Origin of the sequence: Xanthomonas sp. NCPPB 3005, assembly GCF_041228095.2 — a bacterium.
GTDB classification, from domain to species: Bacteria; Pseudomonadota; Gammaproteobacteria; order Xanthomonadales; family Xanthomonadaceae; genus Xanthomonas_A; species Xanthomonas_A bonasiae.
Window position 1 is genome coordinate 5,099,976 of sequence record NZ_CP166096.2, and the last position, 20,903, is coordinate 5,120,878.

At 62.1% G+C, this 20,903-nt stretch carries 13 protein-coding genes and 1 pseudogene; 7 read left to right on the forward strand and 7 right to left on the reverse strand.

The genetic code is table 11. The annotated features are described in order from the left end of the window. Positions 1–375 precede the first annotated feature (375 nt). The 4 genes and pseudogenes from AB8810_RS22150 to AB8810_RS22165 form a co-directional block, all read right to left on the reverse strand. Positions 376–702, reverse strand: a complete 327-nt coding sequence (locus tag AB8810_RS22150; RefSeq protein WP_369914914.1) for a hypothetical protein — start codon at positions 700–702, stop codon at positions 376–378. Next, positions 702–2,192, reverse strand: a pseudogene (locus AB8810_RS22155) (RHS repeat domain-containing protein); the annotation flags it as partial. The pseudogene AB8810_RS22155 and the gene AB8810_RS22150, both read right to left, overlap by 1 nt. A 636-nt stretch (positions 2,193–2,828) precedes the next feature. After that, on the reverse strand, positions 2,829–7,355 hold the full coding sequence (locus AB8810_RS22160; protein ID WP_369914916.1) for an RHS repeat-associated core domain-containing protein: 4,527 nt from the start codon (positions 7,353–7,355) through the stop codon (positions 2,829–2,831). Between the two features lie 458 nt (positions 7,356–7,813). Beyond that, positions 7,814–8,212: a SymE family type I addiction module toxin gene (locus AB8810_RS22165; RefSeq protein WP_369914917.1), complete on the reverse strand. Its 399-nt coding sequence runs from the start codon at positions 8,210–8,212 to the stop codon at positions 7,814–7,816. 521 nt (positions 8,213–8,733) lie between these two features. Here AB8810_RS22165 and AB8810_RS22170 point away from each other — a divergent pair. Continuing rightward, positions 8,734–11,034 carry an NACHT domain-containing NTPase gene (locus AB8810_RS22170; RefSeq protein ID WP_369914918.1) on the forward strand — a complete coding sequence of 767 codons (2,301 nt, stop codon included), beginning with the start codon at positions 8,734–8,736 and terminating at the stop codon, positions 11,032–11,034. A gap of 29 nt (positions 11,035–11,063) precedes the next feature. Here the strand turns inward: AB8810_RS22170 and AB8810_RS22175 are convergent, their stop codons facing one another. From AB8810_RS22175 to AB8810_RS22185, 3 genes are all read right to left on the reverse strand, one after another. Continuing rightward, positions 11,064–11,903, reverse strand: a complete 840-nt coding sequence (locus tag AB8810_RS22175; protein ID WP_369914919.1) for an NrdJb — start codon at positions 11,901–11,903, stop codon at positions 11,064–11,066. Between the two features lie 91 nt (positions 11,904–11,994). Then, positions 11,995–12,699 (reverse strand): hypothetical protein, encoded by a 705-nt coding sequence (locus AB8810_RS22180; RefSeq protein ID WP_206231042.1) that lies wholly within the window; start codon positions 12,697–12,699, stop codon positions 11,995–11,997. Positions 12,700–12,893: 194 nt separating this feature from the next. Continuing rightward, the gene (locus AB8810_RS22185; RefSeq protein ID WP_369914921.1) at positions 12,894–15,047 is read right to left on the reverse strand and encodes an adenosylcobalamin-dependent ribonucleoside-diphosphate reductase; all 2,154 of its coding nucleotides are present in this window, start codon (positions 15,045–15,047) and stop codon (positions 12,894–12,896) included. A 473-nt stretch (positions 15,048–15,520) separates the two neighbouring features. Here AB8810_RS22185 and AB8810_RS22190 point away from each other — a divergent pair, with 473 nt between their 5' ends. The 6 genes from AB8810_RS22190 (at position 15,521) to AB8810_RS22215 (ending at position 20,886) form a co-directional block, all read left to right on the forward strand. Then, positions 15,521–16,966, forward strand: a complete 1,446-nt coding sequence (locus AB8810_RS22190) for a Do family serine endopeptidase (protein WP_179569515.1) — start codon at positions 15,521–15,523, stop codon at positions 16,964–16,966. 476 nt (positions 16,967–17,442) lie between these two features. Next, the gene (locus AB8810_RS22195) at positions 17,443–17,811 is read left to right on the forward strand and encodes a hypothetical protein (RefSeq protein WP_046979703.1); all 369 of its coding nucleotides are present in this window, start codon (positions 17,443–17,445) and stop codon (positions 17,809–17,811) included. A gap of 5 nt (positions 17,812–17,816) precedes the next feature. Beyond that, positions 17,817–18,308, forward strand: a complete 492-nt coding sequence (locus AB8810_RS22200) for a phage holin family protein (protein WP_179569517.1) — start codon at positions 17,817–17,819, stop codon at positions 18,306–18,308. Further along, positions 18,305–18,772, forward strand: a complete 468-nt coding sequence (locus AB8810_RS22205) for a hypothetical protein (RefSeq protein ID WP_369914922.1) — start codon at positions 18,305–18,307, stop codon at positions 18,770–18,772. Before AB8810_RS22200 ends, AB8810_RS22205 begins: the two co-directional genes overlap by 4 nt. Before the next feature lie 146 nt (positions 18,773–18,918). Continuing rightward, positions 18,919–20,040 carry an AI-2E family transporter gene (locus tag AB8810_RS22210; protein ID WP_179569521.1) on the forward strand — a complete coding sequence of 374 codons (1,122 nt, stop codon included), beginning with the start codon at positions 18,919–18,921 and terminating at the stop codon, positions 20,038–20,040. 129 nt (positions 20,041–20,169) lie between these two features. After that, a complete protein-coding gene (locus AB8810_RS22215) occupies positions 20,170–20,886 on the forward strand; it encodes an HAD family hydrolase (RefSeq protein WP_369914923.1) in 717 nt (238 codons plus the stop codon). The last annotated feature ends 17 nt before the right edge of the window (positions 20,887–20,903 follow it).

Sequence of the window (20,903 nt, forward strand, 5' to 3'; positions counted from 1 at the left end):
GTCTCTATCCCAGTCGAATTTATGGTCATCGTTTATCAAATACATCCCAATGGTTTTCAGCGCCCACTAACGGAATCTCTATTTCCGTGTAAAAGTCGACCCTGCCACCTAAAACCCTATCCACACGAACATACCATCGCCCATCCCGAGTACGGGCATGAACCAGATGGCGATAATCCTCAAGCATGACGCTCCTCATTGTGACCAGCCGTGAAAGGGGCTTATGTCTATTTTTGAGATAGGCATTAAATATTTCTGATTTCAGAAAATCCTACGCACCAGTAGAGCGCGCATCACCGCCAGCGAGATAAGCGCCAGTTACTTCTTTGAAATAAACTGCCATCTTGAGACTTCATATGCTCTTATCTCGCCTAATCATTCCTCAAAATATGGCTCGCCAGATGGCCAGAAAAATTGGTACCCATTTTTTCTTGCAATCCCTTTTAATACAATGTCAACATCTGACGCCTGCCTCAACGCATGAATCTCATCTATTCCATGAATCTCTACATCCGGCTCAGCGAGTCCCGAAAGTTCAATGACGGAGATAGCCGCACCCTCATCAAATCGGGAATCCGCACTTTCCGGACTGATAAGCATTGGAGAAAAAATCCTGACCTTGAACTCCTTCAAAGCCATATCGTCCGATTCAGAAAATAGAAGAACCCTTTCCGCCACCAGTTGACCACGATTACTTGCCATTACTCATACCCCATACATTGACGATAGCTAGTATTTGCCGCCTCATAACATGCCATTCTTTTTCTTGGCGACAGCCCATAACAAGTATTCAATATACTATCCTTCAATGCCTGGCAGTTTTTCCGCAGCTCATCATCCTCAGCACACTGATTATTGACGTTATTGAGCTTTGCACCGACAAAGCCCCCCACCCTGCTCATCATTCCAAACTGGGATGCGTCGTAAAGTGTGCTGAGAATTTTCTCGTCAAGCGGAACTTCTACCGTAGGCCGGGCTTCATTCCGATCCCAATCAAACAATCTGCTGACTGGGATGTCATTTTCAGTTACTCCGTCAGCGTTTCTTGCTGCATAGGGCCCTATCGCCCTGGCAGCTTCTGAGCCTACCATCGAACTAGATTGCAGCCCATATACATCTTTTGCAACCAAGGGCCTCGCTTCAACGTAAGCAAACGTGCTATTGCCCGCTGCCATCCCAATCGGATCGCTTTGTCCATAACGGCCGCTGCTCGTGTCGTAGTCACGGAAATAGTTCTGGTTCAGCCCCGTCGCGCTGTCATAGCGCTGCCCCGGGAGGCGCATGCCGAACACGAACGCCGTGCCGTCGCGATCCGCGTCCTGGTCCGGCGGCGTGTTGCCGAAGGCCTCGCCCTTGATGTCCCAGGTCCAGATCGCCACGTCGCGCGCCGGGTCGATGACCGTGCGTGGCGCGCCGAGGTGGTCCGGCTGCACGTAGTTCAACGCGGTGCCGGCCAGCACACCGACCGGCAGGTCGTCGAGCCAGATGGCTTGCTGGAGTGCCTTGCCGTTGCCGTCGTAGTCGCCCAGCCAGTGGCCGGCTTCGTCGTAGACCGTGTAGGTGTTGGTCGTGCCCAGGAAGCGGCGCACCTGTTCGCCGCGGTCGTTGTAGCGATACTCCATCGCTAGCGTGCCGCTGCGTTTGGCCTGGCTCAGGCGTCCGGTCGCGTCGTAGGCGAACTCGCGCGTGGTGCCGTCGATCGCCGTTGTGTTGCCCGCCGCGTCGTAGCTGCGCGCAGCGCCGGCCACGCCCGTCAGGCGATGGCTGTCGGTCGGGTAGCTGTAGGTCTGGCTGCTGCCGTTAACCTGGGCGCTGAGCCGGTTGCCGGTGGCGTCGTAGCTGTAGCCGTCGATCACGGTGCCGGTCGGGCCGTCCTTGAACGCGGTCAATCGGTCCAGGTTGTCATAGCCAAGGCTCACGACCGGAGCGGTGTTGCCCGGCGCGGTCAGCACGGTGAGGTTGCCGACCGGGTCGAAGGCGAAGCCGATGTTGAGGCCGTCGCTGCGGCTGTCCTGGATCACCTGCGGGCGGTAGTCCTGGTCGAGCACGCGCTGCATCGGCCGGCCGTTGCCGTAGGACCAGCCGGCGCTGGGGCCGAATGGGTAGTAGGTGGCGCTGCTCAGTAGCTTCTGCCTTGTGCCGCCTACGGCCGTGGCGCCGACTTCCGCCGCCTGCCCCAACGCGTTGCACACTTAGTCCACGAAGTGCTTCCTCCGGCCCCTTTAATTAAAAGAAAGTACAAAAATTCAACGCTTATATACGACAAGATCAACAGCCGAATCGGATAATTTCAAAAAATCTTGAAGGTGCGCATGTTCCCACTGATCATTCAGCATCATTTCCGCGCTACAACGCTCAAAGAAATCTATTATTCCCCTCAACTCCTCAGCAGAAACCTGCAATGTCACTTCCGCAAGGGACAATGGAGCGCCTTCCAAATCATACTTTCCATACACCTTCAGAATAACCCTTCAGTTGCCTGGCCCAGCGTGCTGCGCATGTAGTCCAAGGAATACATCCTCCGGCCCTTTTACACCGGAGTGTCTTGCAGACTAGATGCACTAAAAATCGTCACGCCTTTGATGCTTTGAACCCTGTAACTATTGACGCAATAAGAAACAGAAGTCCAATCCCGCCGCGTATATAGAAACGCACTGAAAGTTCATGAACAATGCCCTGATCATTGGCGAATGATGTTAGCCACGCGGCCTGCATTGACCACGTGAAAAGAACAAATGAAATAATAAGGAAAATTATAGAAATTAGCCATAGATTGGATTTTCTCATGCGGCACCTTAATTAAATATGATCATTAACCATAAAGCCATTCAAGGTCGATTCTGCGCGTTATTAACAACCCTGCATTGATCAAGTACATCATTAACGAACATGTGGCAATCGTGGGCGAATGGGATAAATGGCCCAGTTTTTAATCCCAATTGAATTTTTCTATCGACGCAACTCTCATCCACGGGTAATCCACGTATAGGAAGACGATGAGCCCCCGGCTTCTGCGATTCACCGGCATGGTCGACAACTCGCGTAGGAGTAAAAGGCATATCGGGAGCTGCTTGGCCAGGTACGCCGCCATTGTCTGGCCCCATACCGGCTTCTACCGTGTCAGTCTTAATCCACCAATGCTCAACACCCGAATTATTTAGAAAACTCAGAGGACCATCAATGTTAATTGGCCGCGCCCAGACTTGAACTTCCAATCCTGTCGCATCGGTATACATCAACGGATTCCCCATGACATAGAAATACGTATTAATGCCGCCCGCCAAACCCGATGGATCACTCTGCATAAATCTACCACTATCAGCACTGTAATCTCGATAGTAGTTCTGATTGAGCCCCGTCGCACTGTCATAGCGCTGCCCCGGGAAGCGCATGCCGAACACGAACGCCGTGCCATCGCGATCCGCATCCTGGTCTGGCGGCGTGTTGCCGAAGGCCTCGCCCTTGATGTCCCACTTCCAGATCGCCACGTCGCGCGCCGGGTCGATGACCGTGCGTGGCGCGCCGAGGTGGTCCGGCTGCACGTAGTTCAACGCGGTGCCGGCCAGCACACCGACCGGCAGGTCGTCGAGCCAGATGGCTTGCTGGAGTGCCTTGCCGTTGCCGTCGTAGTCGCCCAGCCAGTGGCCGGCTTCGTCGTAGACCGTGTAGGTGTTGGTCGTGCCCAGGAAGCGGCGCACCTGTTCGCCGCGGTCGTTGTAGCGATACTCCATCGCTAGCGTGCCACTGCGCTTGGCCTGGCTCATACGTCCCGTCGCATCGTAGGCGAACTCGCGCGCCGTCCCGTCGATGGCCGTGGTATTGCCGGCAGCGTCGTAGCTGCGTGCAGCGCCAGCTACGCTGGCCAGGCGGTGGCTGTCGGTCGGGTAGCTGTAGGTCTGGGTGCTGCCATTGACCTGGGCGCTGAGCCGGTTGCCGGTGGCGTCGTAGCTGTAGCCGTCGATCACGGTGCCGGTCGGGCCGTCCTTGAACGCGGTCAAGCGGTCCAGGTTGTCGTAGCCCAGGCTCACGACCGGAGCGGTGTTGCCCGGCGCGGTCAGCGCGGTGAGGTTGCCGACCGGGTCGAAGGCGAAGCCGATGTTGAGGCCGTCGCTGCGGCTGTCCTGGATTGCTAGCGGGCGGTAGTCCTGGTCCAGCACGCGCTGCAACGGCCGGCCGTTGCCGTAGGACCAGCCGGCGCTGGGGCCGAACGGGTAGTAGGTGGCGCCGCCGAGTAGCTTCTGCCGGGTGCCGCCGGCTGCGGTGACGCCCACTTCCGTCGCCTGGCCCAGCGCATTGCGCACGTAGTCCACCACCGCGCCATCCGGATAGGTCACCCGGCTCAGGCGGCCACCCTTGGTGTAGGCGTAGCGCACGGTCAGCGCCTTGCCATTGGTGGTCTGCACCTTGCGCACCACGCGCCCGAAGCGGTCGTAGCAATACTGGGTCAGGCCGCTACCGTCCTGCAGCTTGCTCAGGCGCCCCAGCGCAAAGGTCTCGCCAGCCACGCAAACGGTCTGGCTCGCATCGTAGGTATAGGTCGCGATCAGCGCCTTGTCGGCGTAGGTCGCCTTGGCCAGGCGGCCGAGCGCGTCATAGATGTAGTTGGTCTTGGTGCCGCGCGCGTCGGTCTGTGTAGCCAGATTACCGGCGCTGTTATAGGTGTAGCTGGTCGCGCCGGTGTCGGGGCTGGTCAGCTTGAGCAGGTCGCCCAGGCCGTTGTATTGGTAACTCGTCGCCAGGCCCTTGGGATCGGTGACCTTAGTGGTGCGGTCCAGCGCGTCGTAGTCGAACTGGGTCTTCGCGGCGATGCCGCCGACGTCCTGCAGGATCTGCTTGACCCGGTCCAGCGGGTCGTAGTCGGTCTGGGTCTTGCGTTTGAGTGCGTCGGTGACCAGTTGCACGTTGCCGTTGAGGTCGTAGCTGAAATCGGTGGGATCGGCCTCGGCGGTGGCCTGCGTGGCCAACTGGCCGAGATTGTTGTAGATCCGCGACAGCGTGTGCTTGAGCGTGCCGGACGCGTCCTTGGTGTCTTCCTTGAACCGGTTGCCGGACGGGTCCAGCGTGTAGTGGATGCTGTTGCCGGCGCCATCGGTCACGTCGGTCAAGCGATGCGCAGCGTCGTAGCCATAAGTGACGAACGTTCCGTCGGGATCGGTGACCTTGCTGACATTGCCCACGGCATCGTAGGCGACGAGAGTGGTCTGGTCCTGGTCGGAAGGCGCGCCATCGGCATTCGCGCGCAGCGTGCTCGATGCCGCCCAACCGCGCGGGGTGTAGGTGAGGTCGCGGATCAGACCATTGGCGTCCTGGGTGCGCGTCGGACGGCCATTGCGATCGTAGGCTACATAGGTCGTCGCCCGACCCAACGCATCGACCACCTGATACAGGTCCCCTGCGCGATGGCAGGCGCCGCCGGCACTGGCGCAGCCGGATTCGTCGACGGTCAGGTAGTAGCGATAGGTCGTGGTATCGGCCACATCGGTGCGCGGGCCGTCCTGGCTCAGCACCAGGCCGATTTGCGGGCACTGCGTGCCGTCGACGGTATCGCAATAGCTCGTCCGCCATTGGCGCACCCCAGCCGGCGCATTGGCGGTGCTGCCGCAGCTGTAGCTCATGGCAGCGGACACGGCTGGATCGACCTCACAGCGTGCCGTTTGCTGGCCGCGTGCGTTGTAGATCCAGGCCGTCTTGGCCGCCGTGGCGCCAGCCGCGTCGAGCACGGTGCGGGTCAGCGGCACGCGCAGGCTGGTGTTCCAGGTGGTGTTGGTCGTGCGCTGCTGCGTGGTGCCCGAGGCATCGATTTGCTGGGTCAGCAGACCACCGATCGCGTAGGTGGTCTTGGTGACCGTGCCCTTGAAGTCGGTCGTCGAGGCTGGGTAGCCATTGGCGTCGTAGCTCAACGATTTCCAGGGCTGGTTGCATTGTTCGCCACACGCCGCGCCGGCACCGGTCGGCTTCAGCGATCCATAGCCACTGTCGGTGTAGCCCAGGGTGACCCGCGTCCCCAATGGCGAGGTGATGGTCGCTGGAATGCCCCAGTTGTAGGTCGATGCAGCGTATTCGACCGTCATGGCGTCGACGTTGCCGGCGAAGCTTGAGGAGATCGCCTTGCCGTTGCTGGCGTAGCCGGTGCTCTCGAAGCGGATGCCCTTCTCGTCGATCACCCCGGTCAGTGCCGTGGGCAGGTTGGCCTTGGAGGTGAGCGTTTGCTCGTTGTAGACGTATTGGCGGGTCTTGCCATCCGGATACTGCACAGAGGTCAGATTGCCGGTGGCGTCGTAGCCGTAGGTCAGCGTGCCGCCGTCGGGCAAAGTGACCGTGCTCAGGCGGCTATTGCTGTCGTAAGCGAAGCTCAGCGAGCGGCCACCAGCGTCGGTCACCCGCTGCAGTAGATTGGGAGGGGTCTTAGTGCCGGGCACCGTCGGCGGATCGCTGTAGGCCAGGGTCAGCACCGTCTGGCCCATGCGGTCGAAGACCGAGCGCAGCAGGCCAGCAGTGTCGTAGATCTCCGTCTGCTGCGTGGCCCTCACATCCAACGCAAAGCCCAGCAACAGGCCGGCGCCGTCGCGGCGTTCGGTCAGGATGTCGGGCATGTCCGGATCCGTCGTCCACACTCCGTTGCTCAGGCGGAACCGTTCCACGCCGCCATCGGGACGCCGCGCCTCGACCCGGCTGCCACCATTGGCGACGCCGGACAACATCACGTCCAGCGTGCGCTCAAACGAATGGCGCCACTGCTTGCCCAGCGCGACCGAGGTGACGAAGGTCTTGCTGTTGTAGAAGCGGCGCAGCGTCAGCCAGGTCGGAGAATCGTAATCGGTGTCCTGGCGGAACATGTTGCCGGTGGCGGTATTGATCGGGTCGCCTTCGAAGGAACTTCCCCGATGCACGCCACCCTGCTTCAGCGCCGCGTCGCCGCTGCTGCCATGCGGGCCCGTGTTGTCGCCGTGCTGGCCCAGGCCGCCGGTGCACATGGTGTTGCAACTTCCCGCATTCTTGGCTGGCGCCCCCTGGCCTGCGATGTTGTCGTTCGCATAGACCCGACCCCACTCTCTCCCGTTTGAATAAACATAGGCAGCAGTGAAACCGTCGCTGTAGGAATCGGTAATGACAGGCGGGTTGACGCAACCTCCCGTGCCGCTTTCACACAGCCGCATGATCCCGTCATGGATGAACTGCACCGCTTGACCAACCGTCGGAAAGGCGGCCGAGCCGCTCGTAGAGTTGGCCGAATAAGGTGGCCCGTATTGCGGCTGCGGCGCCGCGTAGCTCAGCGGCGAAACCAGCATCCCGGCAAGCAGCCAAAGGCAGGCCACGCCGATACGGCGGGAAATGCGAACGTGGGGGTTCGACATAGCGTCATCCTTGAGCTTGGATAGAGTTGTAGGCGGGCAGCCGCGCGTGGGCATTGCCCGGCACCAACAAATCGTATCGCTCCTTTGTTGCAAATTCTGAGACGGCCAGAACCTTTTTTGCGGGAGCCAGCCTGACCCGCTACCGGCCAACAAGCGGTGGGAGCCACGCCTCAGCCACCGGCCGCTCCAGCAAGGTCCACCGCGCTGCCAAGCCCATCGCTGGAGGCGAGCCGCAGGCAACCAACTGGAGACTGAAACTCAAAAGTCGAGCGCCGGGTGCCCCTGCCAGATCAAAACTTGCCCATCGCCTGGAGCAATGCTTGTGCCCATCGTTCGTGTCGTGCGCACGAACGATGGGCGTGTGGCTATAAAACCACGCGGCAACTCCCGATCCTGGGTGGCAATCCGACTCGCGTCCGACCGGCATCGACACGCACTCGATCAGTCGACGCGATGGCTCAGCACCGTTTGGCGTTCGGCGCAGGCGTGATCACCAACGCGCCATCGACAATGGCGATCTGCGGCTTGCTACCCGGCGCGAATCCCAAGGCTTCCAGCCACTGCCCGCTCAGGCGAAGGGTGGGAATGCGCTGGCTCTGCCGGTGGCCGTCCACCATCACGTCGTGGCAGGTGTAGCCAATGGTGCACTGCGTGGGTTGGTGCGGACGCGGCGCGCGCTTGCGCGGCAACTCGTCTACCGTCAGGACCGGATTGAACAGCGTGGTGTACGTCAGGTCGCCGAGTGGGACGCACGGCATCGGGGCGGCGACGAAAGGCGCAGCGGGCGACGGCGCGGCATCGCGGGTGCGGCGACGGGGAGACGGGGTGCTCGTGGGTGCGGTTGCTTTGCGGGACATACGGAACTCCTTTGAGAAGGAAGTCCGCTCCCCGACGCCAATCGGGGTGGCGGACGGTGCACGATTGGCGTACCGGTCAAAGGCTCCGGCGAGCTCGAAGGCTCCCGCGCACCGCCCGCCGTAAATCGGCAAGCATTCGCGCCGTCGATGCGGCCAATAAAAAAGCGCCGTACATCGAAAGATGGGCGCTAGTTGCGCCTTCGAACACGGGACGCCAATCCCGGCTGCGCGATTTAGCGCAGGGATTCAATCTTGCTCTTTGACAAGGGCCGCGTCAACGACGCTTTGTAGACAGAAATATAGACTTTGCACTAACAGGAAGTCTACTCTGGCCCTACTATTAGACCTAATGCATGGGAAAATTCGTAAAGGTTTATCCTAGCGATACGATATCTCAAAAACCCGAGCACACATCAAGTAGAGTGAACTTTCATTTGCGAAATATTCGACAGCAGTCCAGTTCAGAAATTTCTTATTCGCCAATAAAAAATTTCAGCTACAAAACAAGGAAAGGAATGTCAATGAGCAGCCAAGATCTTGATTTTGAAAACGAAGTAAGGCGTATCGCTAGGGCCAAGTGGCCAAGCGCGGCATATAGCGGCGCCGCGATGCTAGATGGAAGAGAAAGAGACGGAGTATTTGAAACAGAGGAATCCATAAATTTTATTGAGGCAACAGTGTCGGCTGGCACTGGAAAAGCAAAGGATGACACCCGGAAGCTGTTCAAAGCGGTATCTGACTATAACAAGTCAGGCTCCTTCAAAGCAGCCATCGGCTGGTTTGTAACTAAAGATGAACCAACCGCAGATCAAAGAAAAGTAGTAAATGACTTGGGAAAAGGTCAAGTAAGAGCAGTTTCTTTTTCGCAATTTCAGCAAAGCATTATAAATGTAAGGGATTATCTGGCAGCAAGAAAAGAGCATTTCTTTGGCAGCGTACTCGATTTATCAACAGGTGAAAAATCACCATCGATACCTTACGTCGAGATCGGCCTGAGTGATCCAGCGGAAAATGCATCATTCTTAATTAAGGACATAGCTCGAAATGTCTCAGAAGGTAGCCACTACGCAATAGTGGGCCAGTATGGCGCAGGGAAGAGCATGACACTTCGGGAGATTTTCTTTCTACTTGAAGAGAGGTATATAAATGGAAAAACTGGGAAATTTCCGGTATACATTAACCTAAGAGAGCACTCTGGCCAACAAGATCCAATTGAGATACTAGAACGCCACGCAAGGAGCATAGGATTCGACGCATCCGGCTCATTGGTAAGGGCGTGGCGGGCGGGATTCGTAATTCTCCTAGTAGATGGTTTCGATGAAGTAGCATCTCTTGGCGTCCAAGGCACATGGAAGAAACTGAAGGATCTCAGGTTGCGTTCGCTGGAAGGGGTTCGAAAATTAATTAGAGATAGTGTAAATACCGGAGTCATTGCATGCGGTAGGAGTAACTATTTCGAGGCAGATTCCGAATTATCGAGAGCCCTAGGATTGAATTCCCCCAAAATCCTTCACGTCGACGAATTTAGTGACACTCAAATGAGGAACTTTCTTTCCCGCTTTTCAAAGCTCAGTGGTGAGCAAGCCTTTCCATCATGGCTTCCTACCCGACCGCTTTTACTTGGTTATCTAGCATCTCGCGAATTGTTACAGGAACTGGACTCTAGCAACAACCCTCTAGATGCAATAGATGGGTGGGATTACTTATTGGATAAAATATACCAGCGAGAAGAAAGAATTGAGACAAACCTTGATGGAGGCACATTGCGCCTCATTTTAGAGCGAGTATCCACCATCGCTCGAAGCTCAGAAAGCGGGCTTGGCCCGATTTCAAGAAGCGATCTTTTTTCTGCATTTAAAGAAGTATGTGGATATGAACCAGATGAGCAAGGAATTTTGGCAATCCAAAGGCTACCAGGCCTGGGAATCTACAGGCCAGAGGAGGAAAGCCGTTGTTTTGTAGACAAGGAACTTGCTGACGTTTGTCGGGGTCGGGAGCTTTCGAGATTCCTTACTTCGCCATTTGATGCTTCAAGGAACACGATTTGGACCGACGCAATGAACACTTGCGACAAACCGATTAGCGCCATTGGTGCAACCTTAGCTAATCGCCACCTTGAAAAGCAGGCAGATTCTCGCGGGCTATTACGCCAAGCAATGGCATTTCTAAATTCTAGAGATGATTTAGCAGGCGCAAAAGGTGATATTTCCATGGTTATAATGCATGGAAACAATGAAGTTGACATCAGCATGACGGTTACTGGAATTACGTATACTGAAGACGCAATTGAGTTCACAACAGGGATGATAGACCTAAATCACCTGAGCTTCTCACACTGTCTCTTTGAAAATATACATTTTGATACAGCATTAAATAGCGATCATCTTCCTTATTTTGATGGTTGTCTATTTGAAAACATTAGCGGCCGCGTTTCAGCTCACGATTTGCCCTCTATCAAATTTTCAAAATCTTGCGACTTTTCAAAATTTGACAGCAACACTACTAGCGAATCCATACGCTCAGGAAGCATGACGGTTGGCGAAAAGGTTCTACTTGTCACATTAAGAAAACTTTTCGTTCAAGGTCTATCTGGCCGCGCTGAGAGCGCTCTTTTCCGCGGCTTGGATGTCGACGAACGTCGTTGTGTGCAGGAGATTTTAACGTTACTCAAACGCCACCAGCTTGCCACTGAATATTCGCGCGGAGCAGGCGTGGTATGGCTTCCTGCAAGAAAAGCTCTTTCCAGGGTTAAACGCATACTCAGCGCGCCAAGCGAATGCGGCGAACAAATACTAATAGATGCCCGGCAAGTAAGCAGATAGAGAACCAATTCGTATGCCATTTAAAAAAATCACCCGCACTTCGAATACCCACAATTCAAACAAGTAGCACACCCGTCCATGATCACCAGGGCCTTGGTGTTGCACTTGTGGCACATCGTGGCCGACGGCGGGAAGCTCGCGCCGTCGCCGGTGACGGCGATGTCCTCTTCGTGGTCGGCGGTGGAGTTGGCGACCACCGTACCCTCATCCGCCCTGCGGGCACCTTCTCCAGCAGGAGAAGGAACCGCCGGCTTCATTTCATTGTTTTTTTTTGAGCGCTCTTCGTACTGCTTGCGCTTTTCGTTGATCAGCGCGCGCTGGTGGTCGCTCATCTCCGGGTCGTGCAGCAGGCCGATGGACTTCATGTGCTCTTCGACGATGCTGCCCAGTTCGGCCACCAGCGAGGGCATGTACACGCCGCCGGCCTTGAAGTAGCCACCCTTGGGGTCGAACACGGCCTTCATCTCGTCGACCAGGAAGGTGACGTCGCCGCCCTTGCGGAACACGGCGGACATGATGCGGGTCAGCGCCACGATCCACTGGAAGTGTTCCATGGATTTGGAGTTGACGAAGATCTCGAACGGGCGGCGCAGTTCGTGCTCGGTGCCGGCGTTGAGCACGATGTCGTTGAGGGTCACGTACATGGCGTGTTCCACCAACGGCGATTTGATCTTGTAGGTGCTGCCGATCAGCACGTCCGGGCGCTCGATGCGCTCGTGCATGTGGATGATGTTGTCCACCGGCACTTCGGCCTCGGCGGTGGCGCGGTCGATCGACGCGGCGGGCACGGGCGGTGCGGCGTCGCGCGCCTTGTCTTCGGCGGTGACGACGGCGTAGCCCTTGATTTTCTTGTCGATCTTGACGGCCATGATGCGTTCCTGATGTGCGTGTCGTGTTGGGCGCGCGTCCCGCGCGCTGCCTCTCTCCCGCGGACGGGAGAGAGGGTGCAGCTGGGACGGCTTACTTCTTGGCGCGGGTGGCCGCGGCCTTCTTGCCGGCGCTCTTGCGCACGGCGGTCTTCTTCACTGCGGCGGTCTTCTTGGCGACCTTGGCGGTGCTCTTCTTGGCGGCCTTGGCGACCTTCTTCACGGCCTTCTTGGCGACGGCCTTCTTGGCGCCGACGCTCTTCTTGACCGCGGTCTTCTTGGCGGCCACCGACTTCTTGGCGACAGCCTTCTTCGCGGCGACCTTCTTGACCGCCTTCTTCGGCGCGGCCTTCTTCGCGACCGCCTTCTTGGCCGGGGCCTTCTTCACTGCGGCCTTCTTGGTGGCCGTCTTCTTGGCAGCGGCTTTCTTGGCCGGCGCCTTCTTCGCCGCCGCCTTCTTGGCGGTCTTCTTGCCGGCCTTCTTCAGCGTGGCGGCTTCGGACTGGGCGCTGGCCTTGGCCGCTTCCAGCTTCTTGCGCGCGTTGGCGACGGTCTTCTTCACCGACTTGCCGGCCTTCTCCGCCCGCTTGGCGACGGCCTTCTCGGCCTTCTTGACCGCCTTGCGGGTCTTGGCGACCTGGTCCTGCACGCGCTTCTGCACGTTCTCGGCGGTCTGCTTGACGCTGGCGACGGCGTCGCTGGCGGTGGCGGCGATCGCTTCGCCCATGTTGCTGGCGGTCTCTTTTACGTTTTCGGCGACTTGCGTCAGCGTCGCCGTCACACCATTACCGTTGCTCATAAAAAACCCTCCTCAGGGTGTCAGTGTTTATGTAACGCGGGCGATGCTATACCGATTGAGGTGAAGCGTGGAACCGGATGCGACGGCAATCGACGCGCGGTAGGGAAGCGTTCGGGAAAGCCGGCATGGCGCCTTCCCGATTTCCCCACCGCCGCCGCTCCCTTCATTGCCGGCGAAGGGAGCAAACACTCGGCTTAGAACTTGCCGTAATACCCTTCTTTCAGGGCGTCGAACAGGTTGGCGGCGGTGTGCATTTCGCCGTCGTATTCGATCTGCTCGTTGCCCTTCACTTCCACCACGCTGCCGTCTTCCAGTTCGAAGCGGTAGGTGGTGTTCTCCAGGTCCGCTTCCTTGACCAGCACGCCCTGGAAGGCGGCCGGGTTGAAGCGGAACGTGGTGCAGCCCTTCAACCCCTGCTGGTGGGCGTAGCGGTAGATGTCCTTGAACTGCTCGTAGGGGTAGTCGGTGGGGACGTTGGCGGTCTTGGAGATGGAACTGTCCACCCACTTCTGCGCCGCGGCCTGCACGTCCACGTGTTCCTTGGGGTGGATGTCGTCGGCGGAGATGAAGTAGTCCGGCAGCTGCGCGTCGGCGGCCTCGGCGAACGGCATCGCCTTGGCGTTGACCAGGTGGCGGTAGGCCAGCAGCTCGAAGGAGAACACGTCCACCTTCTCCTTGGACTTCTTGCCTTCGCGGATCACGTTGCGGCTGTAGTGGTGGGCGAAGCTGGGCTCGATGCCGTTGGAGGCGTTGTTGGCCAGACTCAGCGAGATGGTGCCGGTGGGGGCGATGGAGCTGTGGTGGGTGAAGCGCGCGCCCACTTCGGCCAGTTCGTCCACCAGCTCCGGCGCCACTTCGGCGATGCGCTGCATGTAGCGGCTGTACTTGGCGTGCAGCCGCTTGCCTTCGATCTGCTGGCCCACGCGCCAGCCGTCCTTGGCCATTTCCGGGCGCTGGCGCAGCATCGCGGCGGTGACGGCGAAGGTCTCCTGCATGATCGGCGCCGGGCCTTTTTCCTTGGCCAGGGTCAGCGCGGTTTCCCAGCCGGCCACGGCCATTTCGCGGGCGATGGCTTCGGTGAATTCGCAGGAGGCGGCGCTGCCGTACTTCATCTGCAGCATGGTCATGGTCGAGCCCAGGCCGAGGAAGCCCATGCCGTGGCGGCGCTTGCGCAGGATCTCGTCGCGCTGCTGCTGCAGCGGCAGGCCGTTGACCTCGACCACGTTGTCGAGCATGCGGGTGAACACGCGCACCACTTCCTTGTATTCCTCCCAGTCGAAGCGCGCCTGGGCGGTGAACGGGTCGCGCACGAAGTTGGTCAGGTTGATCGAGCCGAGCAGGCAGGCGCCGTAGGGCGGCAGCGGCTGCTCGCCGCATGGGTTGGTGGCGCGGATGTTCTCGCACCACCAGTTGTTGTTCATCTCGTTGACGCGGTCGATCAGGATGAAGCCCGGCTCGGCGTAGTCGTAGGTGGAGACCATGATCATGTCCCACAGGTGGCGGGCGCGGATCTGCCCGTACACCTTGCACGCGACCAGGCCGTCGTCGCGCACGATGTAGTTGCTGTGGGTGGGCCAGTCGCGCCAGACCACGGCGTTGGCGTCGGCCAGGTCGATGTCGGCCTCTTCCTTGCGGTTCACCGGGAACACCAGCGGCCAGTCGGCGTCGGTCTCCACCGCCTGCATGAAGCCGTCGGTGATCAGCAGCGACAGGTTGAACTGGCGCAGGCGCCCGTCCTCGCGCTTGGCGCGGATGAAGTCCTTCACGTCCGGGTGCGACACGTCGAAGGTGCCCATCTGCGCGCCGCGGCGGCCGCCGGCCGAGGACACGGTGAAGCACATCTTGTCGAAGATATCCATGAACGACATCGGCCCGGAGGTGTAGGCGCCGGCGCCGGCCACGAACGCGCCGCGCGGGCGCAGCGTGCTGAACTCGTAGCCGATGCCGCAGCCGGCCTTGAGGGTCAGCCCGGCTTCGTGGACCTTCTCCAGGATGCCGTCCATCGAGTCGGTGACGGTGCCCGACACGGTGCAGTTGATGGTGCTGGTGGCCGGCTTGTGTTCCAGCGCGCCGGCGTTGGAGGTGATGCGCCCGGCCGGGATCGCGCCGCGGCGCAGCGCCCAGGCGAAGCGCTCGAACCAGTAGGCGCGCTTTTCCTCGGTGGCCTCGGCATCGGCCAGCGCGCGCGCCACGCGCTGGTAGGTGCCGTCGATGTCGGCATCCAGCGGCTCGCCCTGCTTGGTCTTCAGGCGGTACTTCTTGTCCCAGATATCCTGCGACGCAGGCTGCATCGGGATGGGGTTCTGCTTGGACTCGGTCTGGACGACTTCCAGGCGCACCGTGCTCATTCTTTTCTGTTCTCCTCGAACCTGTCCCGATGGGGCGGATGGGGGTGGCCGTCCGCCGTGTCTCTTATTTGTATGCGGTTTGCGCTGCGCGACGACGACAGCCGCGGCAGCGCGCGCGGCGCCGCCCTTCGGCCGAATGGGAATGCGTAGGGCGTTCGACCGCCCGTCTCACGTTCACGCCATGCGTCACTGCGTGCGCCCCCTGGGGTATCGACCCCAGCGAAAACCCCAGTAGTTGGGTTGCTTTGACGTCTTACCGCTACATGTAGTGGCAAAACGAAGTGCCCAAGCTAACCCTGGGCGGGCCCGCTGTCAACGCCGAAACCGGGCGGTTCGGCGCCTCCGTACGCCGCCGCGGGTTTCGCTTGCGCCGGGCTTTCACTGGCGGTTAAACGCCGCTCGTTCATCTTGATTTATGCGCCCCGGCGCCCATCTGCCTTGCGTCTCCCGCCGCGTCATCCGGAACCCGACCCATGCGACCGCTGCCCACGCTGCTGACCCTGACCGCCGCCGCCGCCTTCGGCGGTTTCGCCGCCACCGCGATCAACGCGCACCTGGACAACCGCGCCGAGGCCGCGCCCGCCCCCGCCGCGCCGGTGGCGCAGACGGTGGCCGGCAGCGCCGCCTTGCCGGCCTCGGTGGCCGGCCAGCCGCTGCCGTCGCTGGCGCCGATGCTGCAGCAGACCATGCCGGCGGTGGTCAGCATCAACACCAAGCAGGTGGTGCGGGTGCGCAATCCGTACTTCAACGACCCGTTCTTCCGCCGCCTGTTCCCGGACATCCCGCAGGAGCGGATCAACGAGTCGCTGGGCTCGGGCGTGATCATCGACGCCAAGAACGGCTATGTGCTGACCAACCACCACGTGGTGGAGAACGCCGACGACGTGCAGGTGACCCTGGCCGACGGACGCAGCTTCAAGGCCGAGTTCATGGGTTCGGACGCGGACACCGACGTGGCGCTGATCCGGATCAAGGCCGACAAGCTCACCGAGATCCGCCTGGGCGACAGCAGCAAGCTGCGGGTGGGCGATTTCGTGGTGGCGATCGGCAACCCGTTCGGCTTCACCCAGACGGTGACCTCGGGCATCGTCTCGGCGATGGGCCGCAACGGCATCCGCGGCCTGGGCTACCAGAACTTCATCCAGACCGACGCCTCGATCAACCCGGGCAACTCCGGCGGCGCGCTGGTGGACCTGCACGGCGAACTGGTCGGCATCAACACCGCCAGCTTCAATCCGCAGGGCAGCATGGCCGGCAACATCGGCCTGGGCCTGGCGATCCCGTCGAACCTGGCGCGGGCGGTGGTCGAGCAGTTGCTGAAGAACAACGGGGTGATGATCCGCGGCACCTTCGGCATCGAGACCCAGAACCTGACCGCGCAGATGGCGCAGGGCCTGGGCCTGGACGCGCCGCGCGGCGCGCTGGTGACGCGGGTGCTGACCGGTTCGGCGGCGGCCGGCGCGGGCCTGCAGCCCGGCGACGTGGTGGTCGGCGCCAACGGCGAGCGGCTGGACAGCGCCGAGGCGCTGCACAACTACGAAGGCCTGCAGCCGGTGGGCAGCACGGTGACGCTGGACGTGCGCCGCGACGGCAAACCGCTGCAGATCAAGGCCACCTTGAAGGAGCAACCGCGCGCGGTGAGCGGCGAATCGCTGGACCCGCGGCTGGGCGGCGCCAGTTTCACCGACCTGCCCGAGTCGCTGCGCCAGTCCGGCATCAACGGGGTGCTGGTCGGCACCGTGGCGCGCGGCAGCCGCGCGGCGCGCAATGGCCTGGCCAGCGGCGACATCGTGATGGCCGCCTCCACCGGCGAGTTCGCCGACCTGGCCAGCTTCCGCGCCAACTTCGCGCGCAAGCCGGCGCAGTTGGTGCTGCGCGTGGTGCGGGGCGGGGCGCAGGCGGATTTGTTGATGCAGTGAGGGGGGCGGCGGTGGCACCGAAAGGCTCCGGGATCGGCCGGGCGTGTGGCTTCGTTCGTCGCCTGAAGTCGCTCCCACAAAAAAGCGTGCGGCCGTCTGGTCAGGTGCGCTGCGGCAGGGGTTCGGCACCGACAGGGGCCGACACCGGCCAGGGTTGCGGCTTCGCTGGTCGCGGCTGAAGCCGCTCCTACACAACGCCTTCGGCCGTCTGGCTGGGTGCACTGTAGGAGGGGCTTCAGCCCCGACAGGATCCGAGACGGGCCAGGATTGCGGCTTCGCTTGTCGCGGCTGAAGCCGCTCCTACAGAAAGCCTGCGGCGCGCGCGGCGCTGTCCTTGGACATAATGCCGGACTGGATGTACCCGTGCGGCCGGGCCTAACAAGCTCTACACCGCGTCGATGCTATTCCTCTGGATCGCGATCCGCGAACCGCCTGCCGCGCGCAGGTATGCCCCTACCACCGTCAGGAGACACGCGATGAATGCCAACCCCACCAATACCGAAAACCTCAAGGACAACCTCAGCGAAGCCGGTTCGCATCTGAAGTCGGCCGCCAGCTACGCCGGCGAAGCGATCAAGGGCGCCGCCGGTGCCGCGGGCGACGAGTTGAAGCTGGGCAAGGCCAACGTCAAGGCCGAGCTGTCCGACAGCGCGCTGTCCGGGCTGGCCGCTGCCGAGTTCGGCGGTGCCGCGGCGAAGGAGCAGGTCGATGTGCTGCTGGACAAGGGCCGCGACCTGATCGACAGCGCCGCCGAGCTGATCCGCGAGCGCCCGCTGGCCTCGTTCGGCGTCGCCTTCGCCACCGGCTGGATCATCGCCAAGCTGGCGCGCAGCAGCGACAAGTAAGCCACGTGAGCGACGAGCAGGCCCGCGACGGCGCCGCTGCCGCGCCGGATCCGGCGGCGGCGGAACGGCCGTCGCTGGAGGAATCGTTCCGCGAATTCAGCACGGCCGGCCGCGACGGCCTGACCGCCACCCTGGAAGCCGGCCGCGCGCTGCGCAAGCTGGTGGTGGCGGACCTGGCGCTGGCGCGCGCGGCGATGGCCCGCGCACTGGTGTGGCTGACCATCGCGGTGTCGTTCGGCGCGTCGGCATGGATGCTGCTGATGGGCGCGCTGATCGCGGTGCTGCAGCGGCTGGGCTGGTCGTGGCTGGCGTCGATCTCGGCGACCGCCGCGTTCAGTCTGGTGGTCACCGCCCTGGGCGCCTGGCAGGCACTGCGCTATTTCGAAATGAGCAAGCTCGACGCCACCCGCCGCCAGCTGGCGAAGCTGGGGATCGGGGGCGACGACGAGGACACCGCCGAGGACCATGCGTCCAAGGCCGCCGGAGCGGGCCGATGAAATTCGATCAACTGCAGCACCGCATCGCCCGCGCCGAGACGGTGCTGGAAGGCCGCCAGCAGCAGATGCAGACGCAGTGGACCACGCTGCAGCGGGTGTGGCGCGAAGGCTGGACACCGCTGCGCATCGTCGCGGTGGGCCTGGGCGCAGGTTTTTTCGCCGGACGCGCCGAGCCGGCGGCGGCGATCGGCAAGCTCGGCGGTGCGCGCTGGCTGCAGATGCTCAGCGCGGTCTCCAGCCTGCTGACCGCGACCAAGGTCAAGGAAGCCTCGGACCAGGCCGAACGCGCGGCGGACACCGCGCAGGATGCGGCCGAGGCGGTCGAGACGCCCGCGGCCGCAGGCGTGCCGCGGCCGCCCGTTGCGCCCACGGTGGCCACGGCGCCGGTCGATGCGCCGTTCGCCGCGTCGCCGCAGGCACCGCCGCGCGCGGCCGAAGCGGCCACCGACGTCTCCGAACGCTGAGCGCCGCCTAGCGACCCGCTGCGGTCGCCACGCCGCCTTCATACCGCGCAGGCCACGATCGGCCTACACTCCGCTTCCCCTTTTTGCGCCGAACGGCGCGCGTCCAGCCGACGCGTGCCGGGGCCACCGTACGCAGCGCAGGTCCGATGAGCACTCTGTCCGAATCCGTGGCCGACGCCGGCGACGTGGCACCGCCCCCCGAGGACGCCCTCCCGCCACCGCCCGCCCCGCGCCCGCGTGGACCGGTGTCGTTGGTGGTGCTGGCGACGCTGGCGGTGGGCTACACCTTGTGGGCGGCGCAGGAGGTGATCCTGCCGGTGCTGCTGGCCGCGTTCTTCGCCCTGGTCGGCAACCCGATCCTGCGCGGGCTGCGGCGGCTGTACGTGCCGCGCTTCCTGGGCGCGCTGCTGGTGCTGCTGTCGGGCATGGCGGTGGCCACGGCGCTGACCATGCAGCTGGCCGGTCCGGCCGCCGAGTGGGTGCAGCAGGCGCCCGGGCAGATGCGCCATATCGCCACCCAGGTGCGCGACCTGACCAAGCCGATGCAGCAGGCCAACCAGGCCGCGGAGAATTTCGCGCGCGCCGCCGGCGGCGACAACGGGCGCCGCGTGCAGGTGATCCGCACCCAGCTGGACGATCCGTACAAGGCGCTGGTGCGCACCCCGCGGCTGGCCGCCTCGGCGCTGGCGGTGGTGTTGCTGACGTTCTTCTTCATGGTGTTCGGCGAAAACCTGCAGCGGCATGCGATCGCGCTGCTGCCGAACCGCCAGCAGCAGAAATTCACCACCGACATCCTGCGTTCGATCGAGCGCGAGGTGTCGCGCTACGTGCTGACCATCAGCGTCATCAACACCCTGGTCGGGCTGATCTTCGCCGGCATCCTGGTGCTGCTGAAGATTCCGCTGCAGGAAGCGCTGCTGTGGGGCACGGTGGTGGCGCTGTTGAACTTCGCCCCGTACGTGGGCCCGCTGATCGGCGCGATCCTGATGCTGCTGATGGGCTTCGTGGAGTTCCGCGATCCGCTGAGCGCGGCGCTGCCGGCGATCCTGTACCTGGCGCTGCACATGCTCGAAGGCCAGGTGGTGACGCCGATCGTGCTCGGCCGGCGCATGGCGATCTCGCCGCTGATGCTGATCCTGGCGCTGATGCTGTTCGGCTGGCTGTGGGGCATGATCGGGCTGCTGCTGGCGGTGCCGCTGCTGGTGTGCATCAAGATGGTGCTGGCGCGGGTGGACGGCATGCAGCGCTGGGCCAGGTTGCTGGAATGAAGCCGGGACTCGGGACTGGGGACTGGGGACTCGGAAAAGCGATCGATGCGGCGCCGGGGCTGGTGCGTGTGTCTACTGTTGGCAGGAGCCGGCACTGTCGGTTGGCGTAAAATGTTGCGAGTGACTTCCTTGCCTTCCTTCCCCGTTCGCGCCATCACGCTGGACCTGGACGACACGCTGTGGCCGTTCGCGCCGATCGGCGCGCGCATCGAGCAGGTGCTGCACGACTGGCTGCTGCAGCACAGTCCGCGCACTGCCGAGCGGTTCCCGATCGCGGCGATGCGCCAGCTGCGCGACGAGGTGTTCGCCGCGCATCCGCACCTGGTCCACGACCTGAGCGAGATGCGGCGCCTGACCCTGCGCCGCGCGCTGCGCGACAGCGGTGCCGACGAGGCGCTGGTGGAGCCGGCGTTCGCGGTGTTCTATGCCGCGCGCAACCAAGTGGAGTGCTATCCGGACAGCATCGCCGCGCTGCAGCGGATCGCCGCGCGCGTGCCGGTGGTGGCGCTGAGCAACGGCAATGCCGACCTAACCACGATCGGCCTGGCCTCGCACTTCGCGTTCCAGCTCAGCGCGCGCGAACACGGCGCGGCCAAGCCGGACCCGAGCATCTTCCACGCCGCCTGCGCGCGCCTGGGCCTGCCCTGCGCGCAGGTGCTGCACGTCGGCGACCACATCGAGATGGACGTGGTCGGCGCGATGCAGGCCGGGCTGCGCGGGTGCTGGATCAACCGCGACGCGCAGGCCTGGCATCCGCCCACGCCGCCGGACCTGCACTTCGACACCCTCACCGGCCTGGCCGACTGGCTGGACGCCACCCAGCCGGCCCTCGGCGCGCGCGCATGAGCGCCGCCCGCTGCCGC